The 24,549-nt window shown below is 34.1% G+C and carries 25 protein-coding genes; all 25 read left to right on the top strand.

Features of this window, described 5'->3' with window-relative positions; genetic code table 11:
• Positions 1-66 precede the first annotated feature (66 nt).
• Complete coding sequence (locus tag RT250_RS03220) at positions 67-984, top strand: dialkylrecorsinol condensing enzyme DarA (RefSeq protein WP_313112068.1); 918 nt, start codon at positions 67-69, stop codon at positions 982-984.
• Positions 984-2,117, top strand: coding sequence for a dialkylresorcinol biosynthesis protein DarB (darB, locus tag RT250_RS03215; protein ID WP_313112066.1), 1,134 nt, complete (start codon positions 984-986; stop codon positions 2,115-2,117). Before RT250_RS03220 ends, darB begins: the two co-directional genes overlap by 1 nt.
• A complete protein-coding gene (locus RT250_RS03210; RefSeq protein WP_313112064.1) occupies positions 2,118-2,555 on the top strand; it encodes a hotdog family protein in 438 nt (145 codons plus the stop codon). It begins immediately after the preceding gene.
• On the top strand, positions 2,555-3,013 hold the full coding sequence (locus tag RT250_RS03205; protein WP_313112062.1) for a hotdog family protein: 459 nt from the start codon (positions 2,555-2,557) through the stop codon (positions 3,011-3,013). Before RT250_RS03210 ends, RT250_RS03205 begins: the two co-directional genes overlap by 1 nt.
• Positions 3,014-3,015: 2 nt before the next feature.
• The gene (gene DarG / locus RT250_RS03200) at positions 3,016-3,414 is read left to right on the top strand and encodes a flexirubin biosynthesis protein DarG (protein WP_313112058.1); all 399 of its coding nucleotides are present in this window, start codon (positions 3,016-3,018) and stop codon (positions 3,412-3,414) included.
• Positions 3,415-3,554: 140 nt separating this feature from the next.
• Positions 3,555-4,574 (top strand): BtrH-related acyltransferase DarH, encoded by a 1,020-nt coding sequence (gene darH / locus RT250_RS03195; protein ID WP_313112055.1) that lies wholly within the window; start codon positions 3,555-3,557, stop codon positions 4,572-4,574.
• Positions 4,575-4,613: 39 nt separating this feature from the next.
• Positions 4,614-5,357: an ABC transporter ATP-binding protein gene (locus RT250_RS03190; RefSeq protein WP_313112053.1), complete on the top strand. Its 744-nt coding sequence runs from the start codon at positions 4,614-4,616 to the stop codon at positions 5,355-5,357.
• Positions 5,350-6,618: an ABC transporter permease gene (locus tag RT250_RS03185; protein WP_313112052.1), complete on the top strand. Its 1,269-nt coding sequence runs from the start codon at positions 5,350-5,352 to the stop codon at positions 6,616-6,618. Before RT250_RS03190 ends, RT250_RS03185 begins: the two co-directional genes overlap by 8 nt.
• Complete coding sequence (locus RT250_RS03180) at positions 6,608-7,036, top strand: acyl-CoA thioesterase (protein ID WP_313112051.1); 429 nt, start codon at positions 6,608-6,610, stop codon at positions 7,034-7,036. Before RT250_RS03185 ends, RT250_RS03180 begins: the two co-directional genes overlap by 11 nt.
• A gap of 2 nt (positions 7,037-7,038) precedes the next feature.
• The gene (locus tag RT250_RS03175; RefSeq protein ID WP_313112049.1) at positions 7,039-8,187 is read left to right on the top strand and encodes a beta-ketoacyl synthase N-terminal-like domain-containing protein; all 1,149 of its coding nucleotides are present in this window, start codon (positions 7,039-7,041) and stop codon (positions 8,185-8,187) included.
• A 9-nt stretch (positions 8,188-8,196) separates the two neighbouring features.
• The gene (locus RT250_RS03170; RefSeq protein ID WP_313112047.1) at positions 8,197-9,270 is read left to right on the top strand and encodes a methyltransferase; all 1,074 of its coding nucleotides are present in this window, start codon (positions 8,197-8,199) and stop codon (positions 9,268-9,270) included.
• A gap of 52 nt (positions 9,271-9,322) precedes the next feature.
• Positions 9,323-9,940, top strand: a complete 618-nt coding sequence (locus RT250_RS03165) for a 3-oxoacyl-ACP synthase (protein ID WP_313112044.1) — start codon at positions 9,323-9,325, stop codon at positions 9,938-9,940.
• Positions 9,937-10,194 (top strand): phosphopantetheine-binding protein, encoded by a 258-nt coding sequence (locus RT250_RS03160; RefSeq protein ID WP_139855597.1) that lies wholly within the window; start codon positions 9,937-9,939, stop codon positions 10,192-10,194. Before RT250_RS03165 ends, RT250_RS03160 begins: the two co-directional genes overlap by 4 nt.
• A 66-nt stretch (positions 10,195-10,260) precedes the next feature.
• Complete coding sequence (locus RT250_RS03155) at positions 10,261-11,463, top strand: beta-ketoacyl-[acyl-carrier-protein] synthase family protein (RefSeq protein ID WP_313112042.1); 1,203 nt, start codon at positions 10,261-10,263, stop codon at positions 11,461-11,463.
• Entirely contained in the window at positions 11,463-12,527 is a 1,065-nt protein-coding gene (locus RT250_RS03150) for a beta-ketoacyl synthase N-terminal-like domain-containing protein (RefSeq protein WP_313112040.1), read from the top strand. Before RT250_RS03155 ends, RT250_RS03150 begins: the two co-directional genes overlap by 1 nt.
• Positions 12,521-13,297: a polysaccharide deacetylase family protein gene (locus RT250_RS03145; protein ID WP_313112038.1), complete on the top strand. Its 777-nt coding sequence runs from the start codon at positions 12,521-12,523 to the stop codon at positions 13,295-13,297. Before RT250_RS03150 ends, RT250_RS03145 begins: the two co-directional genes overlap by 7 nt.
• A complete protein-coding gene (gene lolA2 / locus RT250_RS03140) occupies positions 13,290-13,919 on the top strand; it encodes a flexirubin biosynthesis/transport protein LolA2 (RefSeq protein WP_313112036.1) in 630 nt (209 codons plus the stop codon). Before RT250_RS03145 ends, lolA2 begins: the two co-directional genes overlap by 8 nt.
• Positions 13,897-14,538, top strand: a complete 642-nt coding sequence (lolB2, locus tag RT250_RS03135) for a flexirubin biosynthesis protein LolB2 (RefSeq protein WP_313112035.1) — start codon at positions 13,897-13,899, stop codon at positions 14,536-14,538. The genes lolA2 and lolB2 overlap by 23 nt, the downstream gene beginning before the upstream one ends.
• A gap of 1 nt (position 14,539) precedes the next feature.
• Complete coding sequence (locus RT250_RS03130; RefSeq protein ID WP_313112033.1) at positions 14,540-14,905, top strand: ApeI family dehydratase; 366 nt, start codon at positions 14,540-14,542, stop codon at positions 14,903-14,905.
• A 55-nt stretch (positions 14,906-14,960) separates the two neighbouring features.
• A complete protein-coding gene (locus tag RT250_RS03125; RefSeq protein ID WP_313112031.1) occupies positions 14,961-15,452 on the top strand; it encodes a hypothetical protein in 492 nt (163 codons plus the stop codon).
• Positions 15,453-15,566: 114 nt separating this feature from the next.
• A complete protein-coding gene (locus RT250_RS03120; RefSeq protein ID WP_313112029.1) occupies positions 15,567-16,760 on the top strand; it encodes a DUF2062 domain-containing protein in 1,194 nt (397 codons plus the stop codon).
• Positions 16,753-20,448, top strand: coding sequence for a 1-acyl-sn-glycerol-3-phosphate acyltransferase (locus RT250_RS03115; RefSeq protein WP_313112027.1), 3,696 nt, complete (start codon positions 16,753-16,755; stop codon positions 20,446-20,448). The genes RT250_RS03120 and RT250_RS03115 overlap by 8 nt, the downstream gene beginning before the upstream one ends.
• Positions 20,445-21,986: a phytoene desaturase family protein gene (locus RT250_RS03110; protein WP_313112181.1), complete on the top strand. Its 1,542-nt coding sequence runs from the start codon at positions 20,445-20,447 to the stop codon at positions 21,984-21,986. Before RT250_RS03115 ends, RT250_RS03110 begins: the two co-directional genes overlap by 4 nt.
• A gap of 11 nt (positions 21,987-21,997) precedes the next feature.
• Positions 21,998-22,885: a cupin-like domain-containing protein gene (locus RT250_RS03105; protein WP_313112025.1), complete on the top strand. Its 888-nt coding sequence runs from the start codon at positions 21,998-22,000 to the stop codon at positions 22,883-22,885.
• 2 nt (positions 22,886-22,887) lie between these two features.
• The gene (locus RT250_RS03100) at positions 22,888-24,546 is read left to right on the top strand and encodes a C45 family autoproteolytic acyltransferase/hydrolase (RefSeq protein ID WP_313112023.1); all 1,659 of its coding nucleotides are present in this window, start codon (positions 22,888-22,890) and stop codon (positions 24,544-24,546) included.
• Positions 24,547-24,549 lie beyond the last annotated feature (3 nt).

Genomic DNA, 24,549 nt, shown 5'->3' with positions numbered 1-24,549 from the left:
AAGGGTTAAAGTTTTCAAGGTAACCTGCAAGGTGTTCAAGATCTTGTAGGTATAAATAAACAGCTTATGAAAGAAGTATTAATAGTATATTATTCTCAAACTGGACAGTTAACCAATATCTTAAAAAATATTGCAACAACGCTTTCTGGTGAAGAAGTAAATATTTCTTATCACGAAATAGTTCCGAAGAAAAAGTTCCCATTCCCTTGGACTCAAGAAGAATTTTATGGTGCTTTTCCTGAAACTTTTCTTCAAATTCCAACAGCCTTAGAAGCAGTTTCACCTAATGTGCTTCTAAAGAAATACGACTTAGTGATTTTAGGATATACAACTTGGTATTTAACGCCCTCAATTCCTATAAATTCATTTTTAAAATCGGAAGAAGCTAAATCCTTACTTAATAAAACTCCAGTAGTTACAGTTTCCGCAAGTAGAAATATGTGGATTATGGCTCAGGAAAAAGTTAAGAAGTTGCTACTAGAAAACAATGCTAAACTAGTTGGAAATATAGCTTTGGTAGATAAAAGCATAAATCACATAAGTGTTATAACAATCGTACATTGGTTAATGGGTGGGAAAAAAACGAGAATGTTTGGTATCTTTCCGAAACCTGGAGTTTCTGATAGAGATATTGAAACTTCCTCCCGATTTGGAGACCCAATTAAAGCTGCTTTATTAAAAAATGATTATTCAGATTTACAGAAAAACCTATTGAGTATAGGAGCTGTAAAGATTGAAGCATCGCTTATAGCCACAGATATTAGAGGAAATATGGTTTTTACAAAATGGGCTAATCAATTAATTAAGAAAGAAGGCGAAGAAAGAAAGAAATGGCTCGTTTATTTTAAATATTATTTGTTATTTGCAATTTGGCTTATAGCTCCAATAGTATTTATTGTATTTTTACTTACCTATCTCCCCATGTATCGTAAAATACAAAAAGATATAGCTTATTATTCATCAGTTGAATTAAAGAAGGATTAATGAAGAACGTTTACATTACTAGAATTTCGAAGTTTTTACCTAATGACCCCATAGAAAATGAGGAAATGGAAGAGAAACTTGGTGTTATTAACGGCAAAACCTCAAAAGCACGCCGAATTATTCTTAGAAACAACCAAATTAAAACGCGTTACTACGCCATCGATAAAGATGGAAATGTAACTCATAACAATGCACAGTTAGTAGCAGAAGCAGTCGAGGCGTTATGCGACGATACTTTTAGCAAAAACGATATCGAACTTCTTTCTTGCGGTACTTCAAGTCCAGATCAAATCCTACCAGGCCACGCAGCTATGGTACACGGATTTTTAAAAAACGGAAACCTTGAAGTAAACTCTCCTTCGGGTGCTTGTTGCGCGGGAATGAATGCCTTAAAGTACGGCTATATGGCCGTAAAGTCTAATCAAGTAAAAAACGCAGTTTGTACAGGGTCCGAGAGAACTTCTTCTTGGATGAAATCTGATATTTTTGAAGATGAGGTAGCTCATTTAGAATCTATAGAAGAACAGCCTATTCTTGCTTTCAACAAAGAATTTTTGCGTTGGATGCTTTCTGATGGTGCTGGAGCTGTGCTTTTAGAAAGTGAACCAAACGGAAAAACACCCCTAAAAATTGAATGGATGGAAGGCTATAGCTATGCCTTCGAGCTTGAAACATGTATGTATGCAGGTGGAGATAAGTTAGAAAACGGACACCTAAAGCCGTGGAGCGAATATCCTTCAGACGAATGGGGGAAAAGATCACTTTTTGCTATGAAGCAAGATGTAAAATTGCTCGGTGAAAACATCCTTCAAAAAGGTGTGGCAAGCATGAAGTTGGCTATGGAAAAGCACAACATCACAGAAGATGATATCGACTATTACCTACCGCATATTTCTTCATATTACTTTAAAGAAAACTTATATAAAGAAATTGAAAATCAAGGCCTTCATATGCCTTGGGAAAAATGGTTTTTAAATCTGCAAAAGGTAGGGAATGTAGGAGCAGGTTCAATTTACCTAATGTTGGAGGAGTTAATTAATTCTGGAAAACTTAAAAAAGGAGATAGAATTTTCCTTCAGGTTCCTGAAAGTGCGCGTTTTGCATATTCTTACGCATACCTAACCGTAGTATAAATGATTAATTTTACGGAAGAAATAACGGACAAAAATTTCATCGGAAAATTGATTCCGCAGAAAGCGCCGTTTGTAATGGTAGACAAATTACTTCACTTTAAAGAGAATAAAGTAGTGTCTGGCTTTACCATTTCCGAAGAAAATATTTTCACTCAAAACAAAATGTTTACGGCGCCTGGTTTAATAGAGCATATGGCTCAATCGGTTGCACTTTATACGGGTTATCAATATCATTTAAAAAATGAGCAAGCCCCAATAGGTTATATTGGAGCCATAAAAAAAGCTGAAATTTTTAAACTTCCAGAAGTGGGAGCAGAATTAAAAACAACCGTAAATATACTCCACGATATTATGGGGGTTACACTTGTTAATGTTGAAACTGAATGCGATGGAAAAGTAATTGCATGTAGTGAAATGAAAACTGTATTAGCTAACTAATGAAGTCTACCGATATTTTAGATATTGATATTTCAAATTTTCTACCACATCGTAAACCGATGCTAATGGTAGATTCCGTTGTGGAGATAAACAGTGATTCTGTGGCAACGGAATTTTATATAGCTGAAGATTGTGTTTTTATAAAAAACGGAAGTCTATCGGAAACTGGACTTATTGAAAATGCTGCACAAGCAGCCTCTGGAGTTGTTGGACAAACATTTTTTGATAAAGACGACTTGAAAGGAACGGGCAACAAGCTAGTTGGTTATATAAGTGCTGTAAGAAAAGTGGAAATACTTCAGTTGCCGAAAGTAGGTGAAACTATAAAAACAAAGGCAAAACTCCTTTCACGGTATGACACAGGCGAAATGACAATGTGCAGTTTAGACACTGAAACCTATATCGATGAAAAATTAATTGTATCTTCTACTATGAATTTTTTAATACATGAGGTCTGATAATGAAAAAGGAAGAAGTACCACAAGATAAGAGTAATTTAGAATCTGCAAATTTTCGCGAACTCTGTTATGCGGTTGACGAAAATGGTGAATATACCACAGCAAATAGCACCGGATGGGAGCCTAAGACAGTGGCATTAAATAATGCAATTGATGAAATTAACGAAAGAATTGAGGATGCCAAGAAACGTGTTTTGGCAGGAAAAACTAGTCCGATTGAATATTATATGGAACTCCATAAAATGGATGTTGGGATTTTAGCAAGCTATGTTGGTTTATGGCAATGGAGGGTGAAAAGACATTTTAAACCTTCGGTTTTTAAAAAATTAAAAACAAATACTTTGCAGAAATACGCTGAGGTTTTTGAAGTTTCAATGGAAGAGTTAAAAAATGTAAAGTAAACCATTTAACTCTTTAAATGAGCATTTTTAAATTTCATTATTCATCAAATTAAACTAAAATTTAATCGAATACAAATTGCCGCAACTCTATAACTACGATAGTTGTTACTTATTTAGATTTGTGTTTAAAAATATTAATATTGAAAGAAGAAACCATAATAAACTTTACCCACCATCAAGCTGCTCATTGTGAGAACGGAGTAGTTTCAAATTTGATGAAGCACAATGGCTTTAGTGTTAGCGAGCCTATGGTTTTTGGTATCGGCAGTGGATTACTATTCTGTTATATACCATTTCTCAAAGTAAATCATGCGCCTGTAATTACATATCGCGCTATGCCCGGTCATATTTTTAAAAAATTCGCCAAGCGCACAGGTATAAAAATGAAGCGTGAAAAGTTCAGAAACCCTAAGGAAGCGCAAACTAGGTTAGATGAAAATTTAGAACGCAACAATCCTGTTGGTTTACAAGTGGGCGTTTACAATCTTTTATATTTTCCCGATGAATACCGTTTTCATTTCAACGCTCACAATATGGTTGTGTATGGAAAACAAGATGACCGTTATTTAATTAGCGATCCAGTAATGGAAGAAGTCACTTCGCTTTCTGAAAAAGAATTGGAAAAAGTGCGTTTTGCTAAAGGGGCCTTTGCACCTAAAGGGCATATGTATTACCCTATTTCTTTTCCTGAAAAACTAGAACTTGAAAAAGCTATTGTGGCAGGTATTAAAGATACTTGTAAAACCATGCTTGCGCCAGTTCCATTCGTTGGAGTAAAAGGGGTTAAAACTATTGCAAATTTAATTCGTAAATGGCCTAAGAAAAAAGGAATTAAAACTGCGAATCATTATTTAGGGCAAGTAGTGCGAATGCAGGAAGAAATAGGAACTGGGGGCGGTGGATTTCGATATATTTATGCAGCATTTCTTCAAGAATCAGGTAAGTTGTTAGGAAATGAAAAACTAATAGAACTTGCAAAAGAAATGACTGAAATAGGTGATTTATGGCGTGATTTTGCCGTCGAAGCTTCGAGGATTTATAAAAATAGATCGCGAAATGAAGCAGGCCAATCCGAAAATTATAACCAAGTAGCAAATCAGTTAGACCATATAGCCGACTTAGAAAAAGTGTTTTTTAAGAAATTGAAAAAGGCAATCTAATTAAGTTTTAAGATCCCTTAGAGGGATTTAGTACAGCCAATGATACGAATTAATCAACTTTCAAAAAAATACAAGGGCGCCGAATTCTTTTCAGTTAAGGACCTTGATTTGAAAGTTGAGGAGGGTGAAATTTACGGTTTACTCGGCCCAAACGGAGCAGGTAAAACCACGCTAATTTCAATGCTAACTTCACTGTTAAAACCAACTTCAGGTACGTTTACTATTGATGGTTTGAATTTTAAAAAGCATAAAAATCAACTAAAACAACTAATAGGAATAGTTCCGCAGGAATATGCACTGTACCCAACACTTACGGCATATGAAAACTTGGAGTATTTCGGGAGTATGTACAGTATAAAAGGAGAAGCCTTAAAAAAATCTATCAAGCAACATTTGGAGATAATGGGGCTTTCAAAATTTGCTAATAAAAAAACAGCAACTTTTTCTGGAGGAATGAAACGCCGTGTAAACTTAATAGCGGGAATTCTTCATCAACCAAAAGTATTATTTCTCGATGAACCTACGGTTGGGGTAGATGTACAATCAAAAAACGTAATTATAGATCATCTAAAATATTTAAACGAGCAGGGAACAACTATTGTTTACACCTCGCATCATTTAAACGAAGCTGAGGTTTTTTGTACGCGTGTTGCTATAATCGATAATGGAAAAATTATTGTTGAAGGTATCCCTTCCGAATTAATAAATAACCAAGCCACTGCCAATAACCTCGAAGATGTGTTTTTGGCAAGAACGGGTAATGCCCTTCGCGATTATGCATAAACTCTGGGCCTCAACATATAAAGAAACATTATTGCTTTTTCGCGATTTAGGCGGAATAGCAATTCTTTTCGTGATGCCAATGTTATTGCTGATTGTTATTACTTTGGTTCAGGATAGTACGTTTAAAACTATTAGCGACATTAAAATCCCTGTGCTGTTAGTGGATAATGATAAAGGGGAAGTTTCTAAGAGTATTATTGAGAACCTTTCCGAATCTAATTCTTTTGAAATTCTTCAAAAAAAATCGGAAGACGAAGCGAAAGAAGCTGTTTTCGCAGGAAAATATCAGCTAGCTATCGTAATTCCTGAAAGTCTCTCTACGTCTCTTCAGAAGAAAGTAAATCAAAATGTTGAAGGGATTTTATCCAAATTTGGGTTGGAGGAAGATAGTTTGCTTTTTGAAAAAGAAACTATTCCCGTTAAGGAAGTTCGACTTTACTTTGATCCAGCTACACAAGTAAGTTTTAAATCTTCAGTTAAAAATGGAATCGATAAAATGATTTCAAAAATTGAAACCCAAAGTATTTACAAAGCTTTTCAATCTGAATTAGCGGTAGACCAAGACGAGTCGATATTTGATACAGATAATTTTATTGCTTTTAAGGAAATTTTACCTACCAAAAACAATGAAGAGATTATTCCAAACTCGGCCCAACACAACGTTCCAGCTTGGACATTGTTTGCAATCTTTTTTATTATTGTTCCGCTTTCAATAAATCTAGTTAAAGAAAAGAATCAAGGAACTTTTGTTCGATTACGAACTCAACCTGTGAACTATGCCACGGTTTTAGGAGGAAAAACGATAGTTTATCTAGGGGTTTGCCTTATTCAATTTACATTAATGTTATTGGTGGGAATATATCTTTTTCCGGCTATCGGACTTCCTGGAGTGGATGTATCGGGTAAACTACCCTTGCTTTATGTTGTAGCTTTATTTTCAGGATTGGCTGCCATTGGCTTAGGGTTGCTTTTAGGGACGATAGCAAAAACGCAGGAGCAAGCAGCGCCATTTGGAGCAACAATGGTAGTAATACTAGCAGCACTAGGAGGTGTTTGGGTTCCAGTATTTGTGATGCCAAAATTTATGCAGTTGATTTCAAAAATATCTCCTATGAATTGGGGCTTGGAAGCATTTTATGATGTATTTTTAAGAAATGTGAGTTTTGTTAAAATTCTGCCTGAAATTTCATTATTATTGCTGTTTTTCCTGCTAACAATTTTAATAGCAATAATTTATAATCGTAGTAAAAATGCCGTCTGATAAAAAAAATGAAATAAGTTTTACTTCTGAAATACGAGTGCGTTTCACCGAAACCGATCCATTAGGAATTGTTTGGCACGGGAATTATATACAATACTTTGAAGATGGTAGAGAAGCCTTTGGCCGCGAACACGGTATTTCGTATTTAGAGCAAAAGGCCAATGGATATACCTCGCCAATTGTTAAATCTACTTGTGAGCATAAATTACCATTGCGATATGGAGATGTGGCAACTATCAAAACCACATTTATACCCTCACGTGCAGCAAAAATGATCTTTAAATACAAAATTTATAACCCTGAAGGGAAAGAAGTATGTGTGGGTGAAACTATTCAAGTTTTTTTAAATGAAGACGGAAAGCTCTCACTTACAATGCCAGAGTTTTTTGCTAAGTGGAGAGAGAAAATGGGAGTTTAAAAATGAATAAAACATATCTTTCATATAATAATATATTTTCAAGTCTTGGATTTGATTCTGAAACTGTTATTGAAAAAATGTCTAATGACGTTTCAGGATTAGATAGATATAACAACAATTCTCTCTTACCTCAACCATTTTGCGCTTCCTTACTTTCTTCGGAAGTAGTAAGGGAAGAATTCAACAAAATATCAGACGCTTCAAAATATACAAAGCTTGAACAGATGTTAATTCTGTCGTTAAAAAAAGTTATAGATGCATCTTCAATAACTTTAAATGATAGGGTTGGGCTTATAATTTCAACCACTAAAGGAAATATTGACGTACTTGAAAGTGAAAGTAATTTCGACGAAAGTCGCTCATATTTAAGTGAGTTAGGAAAAACGCTGAAGGATTTCTTCGGGTTTAAAAATGAGGCAATAATCGTTTCTAATGCTTGTGTTTCTGGAATTTTAGCAATTTCGGCAGCAAAGCGTTTTATTGCTGAAAAAAAATACGACCACGTTTTTATTACAAGTGGAGATCTAGTTACTAAATTTATATTATCTGGATTTAATTCTTTTCAAGCCCTTTCATCCGAACCTTGTAAGCCTTACGATAAAAACAGAATAGGAATTAACCTGGGCGAAGTGGCAGCAAGTATTCTAGTTACCTCTTCAAAAGATCACTTAAATAGTGAGACTGTTGAAATCTTAGGCGACGCTACTTGTAATGATGCAAATCATATTTCAGGTCCGTCACGAACTGGTGAAGGTTTATATAGAAGTGTTAAAGCAGCAATGTTAGAGGCAAGGGTAAAGGCAGCAGATATCGATTATGTGTCGGCTCACGGAACTGCTACCGCATTTAACGATGAAATGGAAGCAATTGCATTCAATAGATTAGGATTAGAAAACGTACCTTTAAATAGTTTAAAAGGATATTTCGGACACACTTTAGGTGCTTCTGGATTATTAGAAACTATCGTGGGGATGCATTCTGTAAAGAAAAATTTACTTTTTTCTTCTAAAGGATTTACCGAACTTGGAGTGTCACAAAATATAAACATAATAACGTCCAATACACCGAAAACCTTGAATGTTTTCCTAAAAACTGCATCAGGTTTTGGAGGTTGTAATACAGCAATAGTTTTTCAAAAAACAACCAATTAACCAACCATAATGCAAGCAAATAAAAAGAATATTAACGCATTTGAAGCTTTGGAAGAAGCGCATCGCATAGCCTTTGCTCCCTTTGTATTTCAGGCTTCAGTTTCGCTTCGGAAATTAGGAATCCTAGATTATATCTTTGAGAATAGAAAAGGTGGAGGACCAACTGCCGAAGAAATTTCTGATAAACTTTCGCTAAGTCCTTATGGTGTCGGGGTACTTCTGGAAATTGCAGAAACATCAAATATCGTTAATAGATGTAAAGCAGGAAAGTATGAGTTGTCTAAGGTTGGTTACTTTTTAAACTACGACACTACAACAAGCGTAAACCTCAATTTTACTAATGAAGTTTGCTACAAAGGTCTTTTTCATTTAAACGATGCTATAAAAACAGGAAAACCTGAAGGGCTTAAGGAATTAGGTGAATGGCCAACTATCTACGAAGGGCTTTCAAAATTACAACCAGAAGAACAAAAAGCTTGGTTTGATTTCGATCATCATTATTCAGATAATATTTTTGATGAAGCGCTTCAAAAGATATTTCAGAAAAACATAAAAACGCTATTTGATGTTGGAGGTAATACCGGAAAGTTTTCAATGAAATGTGCCGAATTTAATAAAGACGTAAATATTACTATTGTAGATTTACCTGGACAATTAGAGATGGCTTTAGTCAATGCTGAAAAACGAGGCTTTAAGGACAGGATTACAGGTCACCCCATAAATTGGCTTTCCGAAAACCCACAGATACCAACAGGTGCAGATCTTATTTGGATGTGTCAGTTTTTGGATTGTTTTTCAGAAGATGAAATTTTGAAAATCTTGAAAACTTGCGCAGATTCGATGAGTGACAATGCCGAGTTGATAATTGTAGAAACCTTTACAGATAGACAAGCATTTAAAGCTTCGCAGTTTATATTAGAGGCAACTTCACTTTATTTTACAGTACTTGCAAATGGAAATAGTAAAATGTACCCTGCGAGTGTATTTATTAAATTAATTGAAAAAGCCGGCTTGCAATTACACGAAGATTGTAAAATCGGGGAGTATCATACTATGCTTATTTGTAAAAAGAAATTATTATAAAACAGTGAATTTGAGCATATACAAGAACTTGAGATTTTAAAGAATTATAAAATTGACGAATAAACTTTACATAAAAAGCTATTCACATATTAAAAACCAAACTGTTTTAGTAAACGGTAATGTGATTTTTAAAGAAGATAATGCTGATTTTCCAAACTTTATAAGAAGTGCATATAAAAATTTAAAGACAAGTTATTCTAAGTTTTTCAAAATGGATAACCTCAGTAAGCTGGCATTTCTAGCGGCTGATGTATTGTTAAAGCAAGAAAACTTAAGTGAAGAGGAAAACAATATTGCCCTGATATTCTCAAACAATGCATCGAGTTTAGATACAGATAGAAAACACCAAAAATCAATTGAAAATATAGAGGAATACTTCCCTAGTCCGGCAGTTTTTGTTTACACTTTACCGAATATATGTCTTGGGGAGATAAGTATAAAATACAAGCTTTATTCTGAGAATAGTTTTTTTATCTTTGACCGCTTCAATGCCGAGCATTTATATCTGTATGCCAATAATTTATTGAAAAATAACAAAGCAGAAAAGGTATTATGCGGCTGGATAGATTTTGATGAAAATAGCTATGAAGCTTTTTTATATTTAGTTGATAGCAAAGGCGAAATAGAACATAACACTGAAGAAATAAACAGATTATATAATTTATTATGAGCGAATTAAAAGAAGAATTAAAGGCAAAAATAATTGAGCAACTAAACCTTGAAGATGTTTCAGTTGAAGAAATTGCAGACGATGACGCACTTTTTGGCGATGGTCTTGGCTTAGATTCTATTGATGCTTTGGAGCTTATCGTAATGTTGGACAAAGATTACGGTATCCGTTTGAGTGACCCGAAAGAAGGACGCAAGATATTTGAATCTGTACAAGTAATGGCAGATTATATAGAAGCAAACCGCACAAAGTAATTTTTAAATTTATAGACTGAGGGTAGTCAAAACCATTTTCAAATTATTATAAAGTCTCTTGTTTAAATGAGTAAAGGCGTAGCGATAACCGGAATGGGGATAATTTCGGCCATTGGAAACAATGTAGCGGAAAACTTTGATGCGCTTATAAATCAAAAAAAAGGGATTACACGTGTTGATAATATTAAAACCATACAACGCGAAGAAATTATGGTTGGTGAAATTAAATTCACAAACGATGCATTAATCGCTCAACTCGGTCTTCCACCTGAAAATAACTACTCGCGTACTGCGATGTTAGGTGCTATTGCAGCAAAAGAAGCCATTGCTCGAGCAGGAATAACCGAAATTAAAAAATATAAAACAGGCATTGTTTCGGGTACCAGTGTAGGCGGGATGGATATGACCGAAAAATACTATTACGAATATCTCACCGAAAAAGAACCTCAGAAATATATTGAAAGTCATCACGCTGGTGACTCTACTCAAAAAATTGCAGAGCAATTAGGGATTGAAGAAAGTTTTGTAACAACCATAAGTACCGCTTGTTCTTCTGCTGCTAATGCAATTATGTTGGGAGCCCGACTTATAAAATCTGGAAAATTAGATAGAGTAATAGTAGGCGGAGCTGATTGTCTTTCAAAATTTACCATCAACGGATTTAAAACCTTAATGATTTTAAGCGATACCTTTAACACTCCTTTCGACGAAAATAGAAAAGGATTAAACCTTGGGGAAGCAGCTGCTTATCTAGTTTTAGAAAGTGATAAAGTAGTAAAAGCAGAAAATAAAAAGGTGCTCGCTTATGTTAAAGGATATGGAAATGCCAATGATGCATTTCACCAAACAGCATCTTCTGATAATGGTGATGGGGCAACACTAGCGATGGAAAAAGCATTAAAAGTCGCCAATTTAAATCCGTCTGATATAGATTATATAAACGCTCACGGAACTGCAACAGGAAATAACGATCTTTCGGAAGGGAGGGCTATACTTCGCGTTTTTAAGGATGAAATGCCAGAATTTAGTTCAACAAAGTCATATACCGGTCATACTTTGGCCGCAGCTGGAGCGATTGAAGCTGTATATTCAGTTTTAGCCTTACAAGAAAAGGTAATTTTTCCCAACCTGAATTTTAAAACTCCGATGAAAGAATTCAATTTAATTCCACAAACCGAATTAAAGAAGAAAGAATTAAATGCCGTACTTTCAAATTCTTTGGGGTTTGGCGGTAATTGTTCAACTGTTATCTTTTCTAAAGAAGCTTAATGAAAAAGGTATATATTAATAGTATTGCTTCTATTTCACCTCAAAAAACCTTTGAGAGTGCATCTTTTTTAGATGATATTATTGAGTATAACGAAACTGTAATCCCAGCTTTCGACCCGAACTATAAAGAACACATACCTCCTGCAGCTGCTAGACGAATGGCAAAAGGAATTAAAATGGGTGTGGTAGCTTCCAAACTTGCAATGAAAGAAGCAGGGATTGAAACTGTAGATGCTATAATTACAGGGACAGGAATGGGGTGTATGATCGATTCTGAAAAATTTGTCAGTGCTATTATTGATAACAACGAGCAATATTTAACTCCAACTTCCTTTATACAAAGCACACATAATACAGTTGCCGGGCAAATAGCATTAGGAATGGAATGTAAAGCTTATAATTTCACTTATGTTCATTCTGCTATTTCGTTTGAATCGGCTTTGATAGATGCCAAAATGCAACTAGAAAATGACGAAGTAAATAATATATTAGTAGGTGGAGTAGAAGAATTAGGTGCACACACTACCAATGTTCATCGAGTTATCAATCACATTAAACCTGAGCCAGTAACAACTTCAGAAGTTTTAAAATCGGATACTGAAGGTGCTGTGTTTAGTGAAGGTGCTAATTTTTTCGTGGTTTCTAACGATAAGAAAGAAAGCAGTTATGCTGAGTTACTTGCTGTTGAAACATACAATACTCTTAAAAATGACAAAGTTTCTGAAACAATAAAAAACTTTTTAGAAGAAAATAACCTAAAAATAGAAGACTTAGACCTTGTGGTGCTCGGTAATAATGGTGATGTAGATTTTGATGGATATTACAATCAACTATCAAAAAAAATCTTTAAAAACACTAAACAGGTTTACTATAAACACCTAGTTGGAGAAAATAATACGGTGTCGGCATTTGGAGTTTGGTTGGCTTCAAAAATTGTTAAAACACAACAAATTCCAGCTATAGTGAATTTGAACAATATTGAATCAACAGAAACTAATATTGTTTTGTGTTACAATCAATATCGCGGTGAAAACCACAGTCTTGTACTCCTGAAAAAATGTTGAAATTCTACACCATAAACGCCTTAGCTTTAGTGATCTTTTTTGGATTGCTGCTAACAGGTTTTTTTGGTGATGTTCCGGTTTGGCTTTACGTATTATTTGTAATTATTTGGATAGTAATTACCGCTATTGGGTCTTTTCAAATAAAATGGAATTATCATTTAGAGTCATTAAACCACAATTATAAAACTACAAAAAACTATATTTCCATCACTTTCGACGATGGACCAAACCCAGAATATACACCAAAAGTTCTTTCGCTTTTAAAGGCACATAACGCAAAAGCTACTTTTTTCATAATTGGAAAAAACGCTGAAAAGCATCCAGCCTTAGTCCGTGAAATAATAGCAGATGGACATACTATAGGAAATCATTCATTTTCGCACTCCAATTCATTTGGCTTTTTTTCTTCTGAAAAAATTATAGCCGATTTAAAAAAATCTGATTCCGTTCTGAAAGAAATCACAGGAAAGAAAATTAAATTATTTCGTCCTCCATTTGGTGTAACAAATCCGAATATCAAGAAAGCACTGAAAAAAACTGGTCATCACTCTATTGGTTGGAGTAAACGCAGTTTGGATACTACGAATCTTTCGGAAGAAAAGATATTAAACCGAATTATTCCTAACCTTAGAAAAGGTGATATTGTATTACTTCACGATAGCAGTTCAAAATCCGTTGCCGTATTGGAACAGTTATTGTTAACTTTGACTCCGCACGAATTGCAGTCGGTTTCGGTAGACCGTTTGCTAGAAATAGAACCATATGCGTAATTATCTTTTTTTACTAGTTTTTGTTTTAATCGGTAGTGGCGTGGCAGCACAAGAAATTGGGATGAGTGCCTCTGAAATTTCTGCTTTCAAACAAAAAGTTATCACTACTGCAAAAAGCACCAATTCAATTAAAGCTGATTTTGTGCAATTCAAGCACCTAGACTTTTTAGCGAACGATGTAAAAACTTCAGGGAAAATGGTGTTTAAAGCTCCAAATTTGGTAAAATGGGAGTATACAAATCCTTATCAATACAGCGTAATTTTTAAAGAAGATAAGCTGCTTATTAATGATGGAGGTACTAAAAGTAAAGTTGATATTGGAAATAGCAATCTCTTTAAGAAGTTAAATGAACTTATCGTAAATAGCGTAAAAGGCAATATGTTTGACGACGCCGATTTTACAGTTTCATTTTATAAAACGTCAAAATATTTCAAAGCAGTTTTTGTACCTAAGGACGAAAAAATAGCTAATTATATAGCTTCTTTCGAATTGCTTTTCAATAAAGACGACACACAGGTTCACGAGGTAAAAATGATTGAGCCTTCAAAAGACTTTACAAGAATTATATTTAGCAATCGAGTTTTAAACAGTAAGATTAATGATTCGGTTTTTAGTAATTAGTCTATCCCTTGTTTTCTCTTTAACTTCCTGCTCGTTAAAAACCACAGAAGGATTGCGACCAATAGATTTGAATGAGGTTGCCAAGTTAAATAAAGTGGTCGAAAATCAATATTTTTCCAATCCAGAAATAGACTATGTTTATAAAGCGAAAATCAAGGTTTACAATAAAAATTTCGGCGGAATATTAATTGTAAAAAAAATCGGCCCAATAAATCACAGAGTAGTTTTTACAACTGAATTTGGAAGTAAATTATTAGACTTTCAGTTTGATGGAGATAAGTTTACCAAGAATTTTATTGTTGAAGATTTAGATAAAGAATTTATAATTAATATTTTGAGAGACGATTTCAAATTATTGATAACCGAAAAATCTGGTGTTTTGGAAGCTTTTAGTTCTGAATCGCATTATGTTTATAAAGCACAGTCCGAGGAACGTTTCAATTATTACTTTTTTGAAAAAGAAACTGGAAAGCTTCAAAAAATTATAAATACAACTAAAAGAAAAGAAAAGGTTGAGGTTAATTTTTCTTCAACTGAACAAGAAATTGCAGATATTATAAGCATTAAACACAACAACTTCAAGTTAACGATAGACTTGGAAAAATTCAAAAAAGAATAATATGCTCATAGAAGGTTTATACAAAGTAATTGCTGTCGAGGAGACCGAAAAAGGCATCTTAGCAAAAGTTCACTTAAACAAAAATCACGATATTTTTAAAGGACACTTTCCTGGCAATCCAGTTATGCCAGGAGTTTGTATGATTCAGATTATAAAGGAGCTCACTGAAAAAACAGTAGACAAGGAATTGTTTTTGGCGGTTTCTTCCAATATAAAGTTTATGGCAATTATCAATCCCGAAAAGAATTCAGAATTGAAGCTTGCTATAGATATTACTGAAGAAAATGGAGAGGTAAAGGTTAAAAATACTACGTCTTTCGAAGACACTATAGCTCTTAAGTTAAGTGCTACGTTTAAAATTATTTAATATTTATCGAAGCCTAACAAGGGATTAAAACCTGTTAGATTTAAAACTTACAACTATGAAAAGTATTTTTATATTATTTTTTTTCATTTCCTTTATTGGAAACGCCCAAGATTTAGGAGAAATTCGTGCGCAATACCCAAAAGCAGTTGAGAGCACTGAAATAACTGAGAAATTGTATGGCGAACTTGCAAAAACAGGTACATCCAGCAATTCTGTATTGCTTGCCTACAAAGGAGCAATATTGACATTAAAAGCCAAATTTTCTAAAAATAAGCGCGATAAGAAAGACTTTTTTAAAGAAGGGGTTTCTTTGCTTGAATCTGCTATAGAGTTAGATTCACAGAATACCGAAATTAGATATATCCGTTTATCAGTTCAGGAAAATTCGCCAAAATTCTTAGGGTATCACAAAAATATTGAGACGGATAAAGATTTTATTTTAAAAAATTTCGGAACTCTATCCTCTAATACTTTAAAAACCATTGTAAAAGATTTTGTTTTAAACTCTAATAGTTATAATGAAACTGAAAAGGTAGGGTTGAAATAGCTTAAGCAAAACCGTTACTTAAACTGCAATAACTTATATTTGTTGCGTGCTCTATTCCTCAGTGGTATTTATACACCGCAAAGACACAGAGGACACTTAGAATAAAACTTCATAATGAGCCAAAAACTACATTCAGAAAAACTTAATTCCCTGAAATGTTGTGTGATTATTCCTACTTATAATAATCACAAGACTTTGCGACAGGTAATTGAAGGTGTTTTGGTTTACACTGAAAATGTAATTGTGGTGAATGATGGATCCACAGATTCAACTTCAGAAATATTGCTACAGTTTCCGCAATTGGAATTAATTAGCCTTGCAGAAAATAAAGGAAAGGGGAATGCACTGCGACAGGGTTTTAAACACGCTGAAAGTTTGGGTTATCATTACGCTATTACCATTGATAGTGATGGGCAACATTTTCCAGAAGATATTCCAGTTTTTACAGAAGCTTTAGAAACGTCAGAAAACAAAAAGTTACTCCTTATCGGCGCACGAAATATGGGGCAAACGGGAGTACCAAAGAAAAGTAGTTTTGGAAACAAGTTTTCAAATTTTTGGTTTTGGGTAGAAACGGGAATTCGCTTAAAAGATACCCAGTCTGGCTTTAGATTATATCCGATTCACGCGATGAAAGATTTAAACTTTTACACCAATAAGTTTGAATTTGAAATTGAAGCTATAGTCAAATCTGCCTGGAGTGGGATAGAAGTGAAAAACATTCCAATTCAAATTCACTATGAGTTGGAAAACAGAGTTACGCATTTTCGTCCGTTTAAAGATTTCACACGAATAAGTATCTTAAACACTTGGCTTGTACTTGTTACCTTCCTATATATTAAACCACGAGATCTCTTTAGGAAATTAAAAAAAAAAGGACTTAAAAGGTTCTTGATGGAAGACTTACTTCAAAGCGATGATTCTGCTGAAAAGAAAGCTTTTTCAATCGCTTTAGGAGTGTTTATAGGCTTGTCTCCAATTTGGGGTTTTCATACTGTATCGGTTATATTTTTGGCCATTCTTTTAAAGCTAAATAAGGTTATTGCATTTGCTTTTTCTAATGTGAGTTTGCCTCCATTTATACCGTTTATCCTATATTTCAGTTTAAAACTTGGGAGTTGGCTTCTAGGTGAAAACTTTGTTCTTTCATTTAATGAAATAGATCCTAGTTTAGAGCTAGTGAAATATTTAAAATCTTATATTGTTGGCAGTTTGGCTCTTTCAATTTCTGCAGCAATTTTCTGCGGACTTGCAGGATATTTAGTCTTAACGTTATTTGAGCGTAAAAAGATATTTAAGAATGGGTAAATGGTTTTTTAAGGCATATCAATTTCTCCAAAATAATAAGTCCCAAAGCGCAATTATCTTCTTATTGTTGCTCTCAGGGTTGGTATTCCTTGTTACCAAAATTCAATTTGAAGAAGATATTTCTAAATTAATACCTGTAGAAGGAGAGTCTAAAAATCTTGAGAAAGTATTAAAGTCAGTAAATTTTACTGATAAAATTATTGTCACCCTTCAGAAAAATGATGATGTAGCCGTAGAAGAACTTACCGATTACGCTTCAGAATTTATCGATAGCTTACAAACTCACTCATCTCAATACATCAAAAACATTAGAGGAAAAGTAAACGATGATGATTTACTTCGTACTGTAAATTTTGTGTACGATAATTTGCCATTATTTCTTGATAAAGATGACTACATAACCATTGCCAACAAACTTGAAAAAGACAGTGTTTCGGCTATAACAGCAACAAATTACAAAACACTTATTTCCCCATCTGGAATAGTAACCAAAGATATTATTCTCAAAGACCCTTTAGGGCTTTCACTAATCGCCTTAAAAAAACTTAGACAGCTTGGTGTCACCGACGAATTTGTATTAAAAGATGGGTTTTTAGTAAGTAAGGATGAAAAAAATCTTCTTCTTTTTATTACTCCGCAATATGCTAGTAGTGAGACATCAGAGAACAGCAAGTTTGCCAAACAACTATATGCGCTACAAAAATCTTTAAATCTCAAGTATTCAGAAAAAGTAAAAAGTGAGTATTTTGGAGCTGCGTTAATTGCAGTGGCTAATGCCCAGCAAATTAAAAGTGATATACAATTTACCGTAGGTATCGCGTTTTCGTTACTGATTCTGGTTTTCATATTCTTTTACCGAAAGATATATGTTCCCATAATTTTGTTTGTGCCGACGCTTTTCGGTGGACTTTTAGCTGTTGCACTATTATATTTAGTTCGAGACAATATCTCTGCTATTTCATTAGGGATAGGCTCAGTTTTGCTGGGGGTAACATTGGATTATTCACTTCATATACTCACTCATATTCGCAATAATGAAACGGTAGAAAGTTTATATAAAGATGTAGCAGAACCAATATTGATGAGCAGTTTAACAACTGCGTTAGCATTTTTATGCTTGTTATTTTTAGATTCTCAAGCCTTACAGGATTTAGGAATGTTTGCGGCAGTTAGTGTTTTAGGTGCTTCGGTTTTTGCACTTTTATTTATTCCATTAGTTTACAAAAATCCACTTTCGCAAAAGCAACAAGTTAATGTGTTGGATAAAATCGCCGATTATCCTTACCATAGAAATAAATGGTTGTTAATAGGTTTAGGAGCGGTTTTAGCGGTATGTCTATTTACCTTTAATAAGGTTGAGTTTAATAAAGATATTTCAAAACTGAATTATGAGCCTGAGGCGTTAAAAACGGCAATGCAACATTTGGATGAGTTGACAGATATCTCCTCAAAATCGGTCTACTTAGCGACTTATGGGAAATCTGTGGAAAGTACGCTTCAGCTAAACGACTCTATACACGCTACTTTAGAGTTGCTTAAAGAAGATGATAAAATAAGCAGTTTTAGTTCTATTGGAGCCTTAGTACATTCACAGCGTGACCAAAGAAATAAAATAGCTGTTTGGCAACAGTTTTGGAGTAAATCTCGAAAGGATAGTACGGCAAACAATCTTATTGACAGCGGCGAAGAACTTGGTTTTAAACCTTCGACTTTTAGTAAATTTTACGATTTTCTGAATAAAGACTTCAACACTTTAAAACCTGAGGATTATCAGCAAATTCCATCTATTATTCTTGAAGATTATATCACTACAGAAGCTGGGTTTACAACAATTACTACGCTAGTTAAATTGGAGAATGTAGATGTTTCTGACATTAAAAATAAGTTTAAGAAAATCCCGAATACCTATGTTATTGATAGACAGGAAATGAATGAAACCTTCTTAGGAAACCTTAAAAACGATTTCAATAGTTTAATTGGGTATTGCTTACTAGCGGTTTTGTTAATATTATTTTTGTTCTTCCGAAGTTTCTCCCTCACTTTAGTTACCGCTACCCCAATTTTTCTAACCTGGTTTCTAACCTTAGGGGTAATGGGATTGCTAAATATTCAATTCAATATTTTTAATATTATAATTTCCACTTTTATTTTTGGATTGGGAATCGATTACAGCATTTTTATGACTAAAGGCCTGTTAAAAGAACTTGCCACAGGTGAAAAAGTAATGGTTACCAATAAAACATCAATAGTACTGTCGGTTTTAACCACGATTCTTGGGGTTGGCGTTCTTATTTTTGCTAAACATCCGGCATTGTACTCCATATCTATAGTTTCGATTATCGGAATATTTTCAGCAATGTTTACAGCCTTTACAGTGCAACCGTTATTATTTAAGCTTTTTATAGGCAGTTCAAAAAAACGCCCTATAACTCCTAGAATGTTTGTGCATTCGGTATTATCGTTTAGTTATTTCGGATTAGGAGGAATATTGCTTTCAATCTACAGTGTGACCTTAATGCCAATTTTACCAATTAGTAAGAAAACTTCCATGGGATGGTTTCATAAAGTAATATCGAAATTCTTTAGATCGGTATTATACACCAATCCCTTTGTGAGGAAAACTATAATTAATAAATCGGGTGAGGATTTTTCAAAACCTGCTATTATTATAGCCAATCACACTTCCTTCCTAGATATTTTGGCGGTGGGGATGTTGAATCCTAAGATTTGTTTTTTGGTCAACGATTGGGTTTATAATTCGCCAATATTTGGGAAAGCAGTGCAAAAAGCAGATTTTTACCCGGTATCAAGTGGAATTGAAAATAGCTTAGAACCTTTAAAAAAGAAAATTGAAGAAGGGTATTCGTTGATGGCTTTTCCAGAAGGTACTAGAAGTGATTCCAATAAGATTAAACGTTTTCACAAAGGTGCTTTTTATTTGGCGAACCAATTCAATTTGGATATTCTACCGGTTTTAATTCACGGAAATAGCGAAGTAAACCCTAAGGGAAGCTTTATTATAAAAGACGGTAGCATTACTGTTAAGATCTTACCACGTATAAAAGCAGAAGAAACTTTGTACGGAGAAAGTCATAGGCAACAAGCAAAACAAATAGGCGCGTATTTTAGAGATGAGTTTTTAAAAATTAGAAATGAAATTGAAGGTGTAAAATACTTTCACAATATTGTTTTAGAAGAATACCGATATAAGGGAGATTCAATTTATAAGGCTGTAAAGAAGGATTTAAAAGAAAATGCTACACCGTATTTCGAAACCCTAAGACACCTTGAAAAGCGTGGGAATATTGCACATATTTCGGATGATATTGGGCAACTCGACTTTCTTTTAAATCTCGATGGGCCTGATAGAAAAATTTTCAGCTATATCGAAGATTCCGATAAGAGAGTAATACTTCAAAATAGTTATATAACTAATAAATACGGTAAGGTTTATTTTAAATCGTCTATCTCAGCTGTGTTGAACGCAGATATAGAAATGCTAATAATCTCTTCAGAAAAACACCTTGCTGAGGTAAGAGACATTTTACCGCAAATTTCGGTGAAAACCATTGTCTTTCTGAAAGATGCATCCCTTGTTGAGAAAGAAAATATTATTACATTAGACTATCAAAATATACATCAAAATACGAATATTAAAATTTTTAAGCTATCGAGAACCACAGCATAACGACTGAAAAATACGATGTAGTAATTATTGGTAGCGGTCTTGGAGGGCTGGTATCGGCAATTATACTAGCCAAAGAAGGCTATAGTGTTTGTGTGCTCGAAAAGAACCAACAATTTGGCGGGAATCTACAAACCTTTTCACGTAATAAAACCATATTTGATACAGGGGTTCACTATATAGGAGGACTTTCGGAAGGTCAAAATCTGAATAGGTACTTTAAGTATTTAGGTATTCTTGATGACATTTTACTAAAAAAAATGGATGAGGATGGCTTTGATAGAATTTCTTTTGACAATGACCCGAAGGAATACAAGTACGCACAAGGTTACGAAAGATTTAAAAAAACGCTGCTCGAAGAATTTCCTGAAGAAGAACAGGCAATTGATGCCTATTGTAAGAAAATGAAGGAAACCTGTGATTTCTTTCCGCTATATAGGCTTAAACTCGGAAAACCATATTATGAAAACACTTCACTTTTTGAAGTGAAAATTAAAGATTTTATAGATTCTATTACAGATAATAAAAAACTTCGAGCTGTTTTAGGAGGTAGTAATTTGCTATATGCTGGGGAGGGGGATCGCACTCCATTGTATATGCACGCTTTGTCAGTAAACTCTTATATAGAAAGCTCTTATCGATGTTTGAATGGCGGAAGCCAAATAACCAAAGCATTACTCGCTAGGCTACGTGAAAATGGAGGAAAGGCATATAAACGCCATGAAGTAACAAAATTTGTAACTGAGGATGGACAGGTTTCAGCGGTCGAAATTGCAAATGGGAAAACAATAAAAGGCGATATATTTATTTCTAATATAGACCCTAAGATGACCCTGCAGATGATTGATGAAAATCATTTTAGGAAATCCTACACCAAGCGTATTGAAAATATTGAAAGTACAATTGCTGCTTTTAGTCTTTATTTAGTATTAAAACCTAATAGTTTTAAATATTTAAACCATAATTACTATCATTTTAAAGACTATAACGCTATTTGGGATGCGCATAAGTATACTGAAGAAAGTTGGCCTGAAGTGTATATGGTTTCTATGGGAATTAAGAAAGACGAAGATGAGTATGGGGATAATTTAACGGTCATGACTTATATGCGTTTTGAAGAAATGGAACCTTGGATAAATACCTTTAACACAGCCGCCGATAAAAATGAGAGAGGACAAACTTATGAAGCGTTTAAGGAGCAAAAGGCTGAGGTAGTTATTCAAGAGTTAGAGAAAAAATTTCCCAATATAAGAGATTGTATAGAAGCAGTTTACGCTTCAACCCCTTTATCCTACCGTGATTATATTGGGTGTAGTAAAGGGTCGATGTATGGCTATGTTAAAGATGCTAATAGTCCATTAAAATCTTTTGTGTCGCCACGTACTAAAATCAACAATCTTTATTTTACTGGGCAAAGTTTAAATATGCACGGGATTTTAGGCGTTACAATTAGTGGAGTAGTAACTTGTTCAGAAATTTTAGGAGGGGAATATCTTTTAAATAAAATTTTAGAAGCTTCGGATACGGAAAGGATAACTTAAAGAGTTTAGAGATGTCACAAATCAAATCAAAACCTATTGAAAGGGTTCGGAATATTTCTAAGGAAGAGTTTATTGAGAAATATTACAAACCTCAAAAGCCTGTTTTAATCGAAGGGCTCACAAAAGATTGGAAGGCATTTAAAATGTGGAACTTAGACTATATTCAAAAACACGCTGGAGATCAGGTGGTTCCACTTTATAACAACGAGCCTACAAAAGGGAAGCAGAACTCGGCCGAGCCTGCTACTGAAATGAAAATGTCTGACTATATCGATCTTATACAATCCAAGCCTACCGATTTACGAATTTTCTTCTACGATCTTAAGGTGAAGTTGCCAGAACTTCTAAAAGATTTTGAATACCCCAATATTGGTTTAAAATTTTTTAAACGTCTTCCAGTACTATTCTTTGGAGGTGAAGGGTCTAAGGTTTTACCACATTACGACATGGACTTAGCAGATTTAGTGCATTTCCATTTTCAGGGGACTAAGAGTGTTTTGCTTTTCTCTCCCCAGCAAACGAAATATTTATATAAAATTCCATTTGCAGTACACAACTTAGAAACCATCGATTTAGATAATCCCGATTTTGAAGAATATCCTGCGTTAAAATATGTTGAAGGAATTCACGCGACAATGGAACACGGTGATGCGCTGTATATGCCAAGCGGATACTGGCACTATATAAAATATCTAAATGGAGGTTTTTCTATGACACTTCGAGCTTTTCCAAGGCATTTAGGGCGTTTTGGGAATATGCTTTACAACGTATTCTTTATGCGACATTTCGAAAATATAATGCGTAAATCATTTGGGCAGAAGTGGATTGATTATAAAGAAAACCGTACCTATAAGAAAACAAATAATAGGGTAGCCAAGCTGAATAATCAAAATTTATAAGGATGAAGACTTCCGAAAAGTTACTTGCATTTGCGCTATTAATATTTCTTTTTAATTCGTGTGGAGTGTCAAAATCTATTAACAATAGACCTGATGTGAGTGGCTACAATTCTTCAATTCCTAAAAAAATTAAAATCAACGATTCTACTTTTATCGCTGGAAATAACTTCTTCTTAAAAAACAAACAAGGTTTGTGGGAACTATATGTAGAAGGTAATCCCCTACAAATTGGAGAAATAACTGGAAGCCTTACACAGCAACAACTTCAAAGTCAGGAGGCTTATATCTTTAATATGGTGGAGGATATAATCCCTTCAAAGTTTCAACAATTCTTACTTCGTAAATTTTTGGCTTGGTACAATCGCAAAATGTATCAACATATTCCTGAGGAATATAAAACCGAAATTTATGGTCTTTCACAATATTCATCATCGAATTTCAGTGAAATTGGCGAGCCTTATTTGCGAATATTATACTTGCACGGGGCTCACGATATAGGCCATGCAATGCAAGACTTAATGCTGGTTGGTTGTTCATCGTTCGCTGTTTGGGGAGATAAAACAGTCGATAATGACCTGCTAATTGGAAGAAATTTCGATTTTTATGCTGGAGATGACTTTGCAAAGGAAAAAATAATCTCTTTTGTAAATCCTTCAAAAGGGCACAATTTTATGTCGGTAACTTGGGGTGGAATGATTGGCGTAGTGTCTGGAATGAACGACCAAGGTCTAACGGTTACTATAAATGCTGGAAAATCGAAAATTCCATTACTTGCTAAAACACCAATATCTATAGTAACACGCGAAATTCTTCAATATGCATCTACTATAGACGAGGCAGTTGCCATTGCAAAAAAGCGTGAAGTATTTGTATCTGAAGCCATTTTTATCGGCAGTGCTAAGGATAAAAAAGCGGTTATTATTGAAGTTTCACCGGATAATTTTGGTGTTTATGAAGTAGAAAACACCAATAAACTTATATGTAGTAATCACTTTCAAAGTGAAGAATATCATAGTGACGAACGCAATATAAAATGGATAGAAGAGAGTCATTCTATGTACCGTTTTGAAAGGATGCAAGAACTGATTTCAGAAAATGAACAAATTGATATTAAAGATGCGGTTTCCATTCTTCGAAATAAAAAGGGATTAGAGAACAAAGAAATAGGTTATGGAAATGAAAAAGCATTGAACCAACTTTTAGCCCATCATGGGATAGTTTTTAAACCTGAAAGTAAAAAAGTATGGGTTTCATCAAACCCCTATCAATTGGGTGAATTTGTGGAATACGATTTAGATGAGATTTTTATGAATAGGGAGGACAACCCTGTAATTACTTCAGTTTCAAACGGGAATGGGAATATTCCTGAAGATAAATTTATACATTCAAAAGAATTTAAAGACTACCAAGACTACCGAGTTTTAGAGCGGAAAGTTGAAAAAGCTATTTCGGAAAAAGAAACACTTTCGCTGGAAATCATTTCAGCCTTACAACAAAAAAACCCAGAGTATTGGAAAGCCTATTATTTAACAGGAAAGTATTACTTTGGAAAAAAATATGACGCCGCCGCAAAAATTGCTTTTGAAAAAGCGTTGACTAAAGAAATAACAACAGTTACCGATAGACAAACAATTGAAAAATATCTTCGGAAATTAAACTAACAG

This window comes from Aequorivita sediminis, assembly GCF_032080575.2.
Taxonomy (GTDB): domain Bacteria; phylum Bacteroidota; class Bacteroidia; order Flavobacteriales; family Flavobacteriaceae; genus Aequorivita; species Aequorivita sediminis.
This window is presented reverse-complemented; position numbering and strand designations above follow the sequence as displayed.

Coding starts and splice junctions, on each gene's coding strand:
- RT250_RS03220 (WP_313112068.1), top strand. CDS start 67: ATGAAAGAAGTATTAATAGTATATTATTCTCAAACTGGACAGTTAACC.
- darB (WP_313112066.1), top strand. CDS start 984: ATGAAGAACGTTTACATTACTAGAATTTCGAAGTTTTTACCTAATGAC.
- RT250_RS03210 (WP_313112064.1), top strand. CDS start 2,118: ATGATTAATTTTACGGAAGAAATAACGGACAAAAATTTCATCGGAAAA.
- RT250_RS03205 (WP_313112062.1), top strand. CDS start 2,555: ATGAAGTCTACCGATATTTTAGATATTGATATTTCAAATTTTCTACCA.
- DarG (WP_313112058.1), top strand. CDS start 3,016: ATGAAAAAGGAAGAAGTACCACAAGATAAGAGTAATTTAGAATCTGCA.
- RT250_RS03190 (WP_313112053.1), top strand. CDS start 4,614: ATGATACGAATTAATCAACTTTCAAAAAAATACAAGGGCGCCGAATTC.
- RT250_RS03185 (WP_313112052.1), top strand. CDS start 5,350: ATGCATAAACTCTGGGCCTCAACATATAAAGAAACATTATTGCTTTTT.
- RT250_RS03180 (WP_313112051.1), top strand. CDS start 6,608: ATGCCGTCTGATAAAAAAAATGAAATAAGTTTTACTTCTGAAATACGA.
- RT250_RS03175 (WP_313112049.1), top strand. CDS start 7,039: ATGAATAAAACATATCTTTCATATAATAATATATTTTCAAGTCTTGGA.
- RT250_RS03170 (WP_313112047.1), top strand. CDS start 8,197: ATGCAAGCAAATAAAAAGAATATTAACGCATTTGAAGCTTTGGAAGAA.
- RT250_RS03160 (WP_139855597.1), top strand. CDS start 9,937: ATGAGCGAATTAAAAGAAGAATTAAAGGCAAAAATAATTGAGCAACTA.
- RT250_RS03155 (WP_313112042.1), top strand. CDS start 10,261: ATGAGTAAAGGCGTAGCGATAACCGGAATGGGGATAATTTCGGCCATT.
- RT250_RS03150 (WP_313112040.1), top strand. CDS start 11,463: ATGAAAAAGGTATATATTAATAGTATTGCTTCTATTTCACCTCAAAAA.
- RT250_RS03145 (WP_313112038.1), top strand. CDS start 12,521: ATGTTGAAATTCTACACCATAAACGCCTTAGCTTTAGTGATCTTTTTT.
- lolA2 (WP_313112036.1), top strand. CDS start 13,290: ATGCGTAATTATCTTTTTTTACTAGTTTTTGTTTTAATCGGTAGTGGC.
- lolB2 (WP_313112035.1), top strand. CDS start 13,897: ATGATTCGGTTTTTAGTAATTAGTCTATCCCTTGTTTTCTCTTTAACT.
- RT250_RS03130 (WP_313112033.1), top strand. CDS start 14,540: ATGCTCATAGAAGGTTTATACAAAGTAATTGCTGTCGAGGAGACCGAA.
- RT250_RS03125 (WP_313112031.1), top strand. CDS start 14,961: ATGAAAAGTATTTTTATATTATTTTTTTTCATTTCCTTTATTGGAAAC.
- RT250_RS03120 (WP_313112029.1), top strand. CDS start 15,567: ATGAGCCAAAAACTACATTCAGAAAAACTTAATTCCCTGAAATGTTGT.
- RT250_RS03115 (WP_313112027.1), top strand. CDS start 16,753: ATGGGTAAATGGTTTTTTAAGGCATATCAATTTCTCCAAAATAATAAG.
- RT250_RS03105 (WP_313112025.1), top strand. CDS start 21,998: ATGTCACAAATCAAATCAAAACCTATTGAAAGGGTTCGGAATATTTCT.
- RT250_RS03100 (WP_313112023.1), top strand. CDS start 22,888: ATGAAGACTTCCGAAAAGTTACTTGCATTTGCGCTATTAATATTTCTT.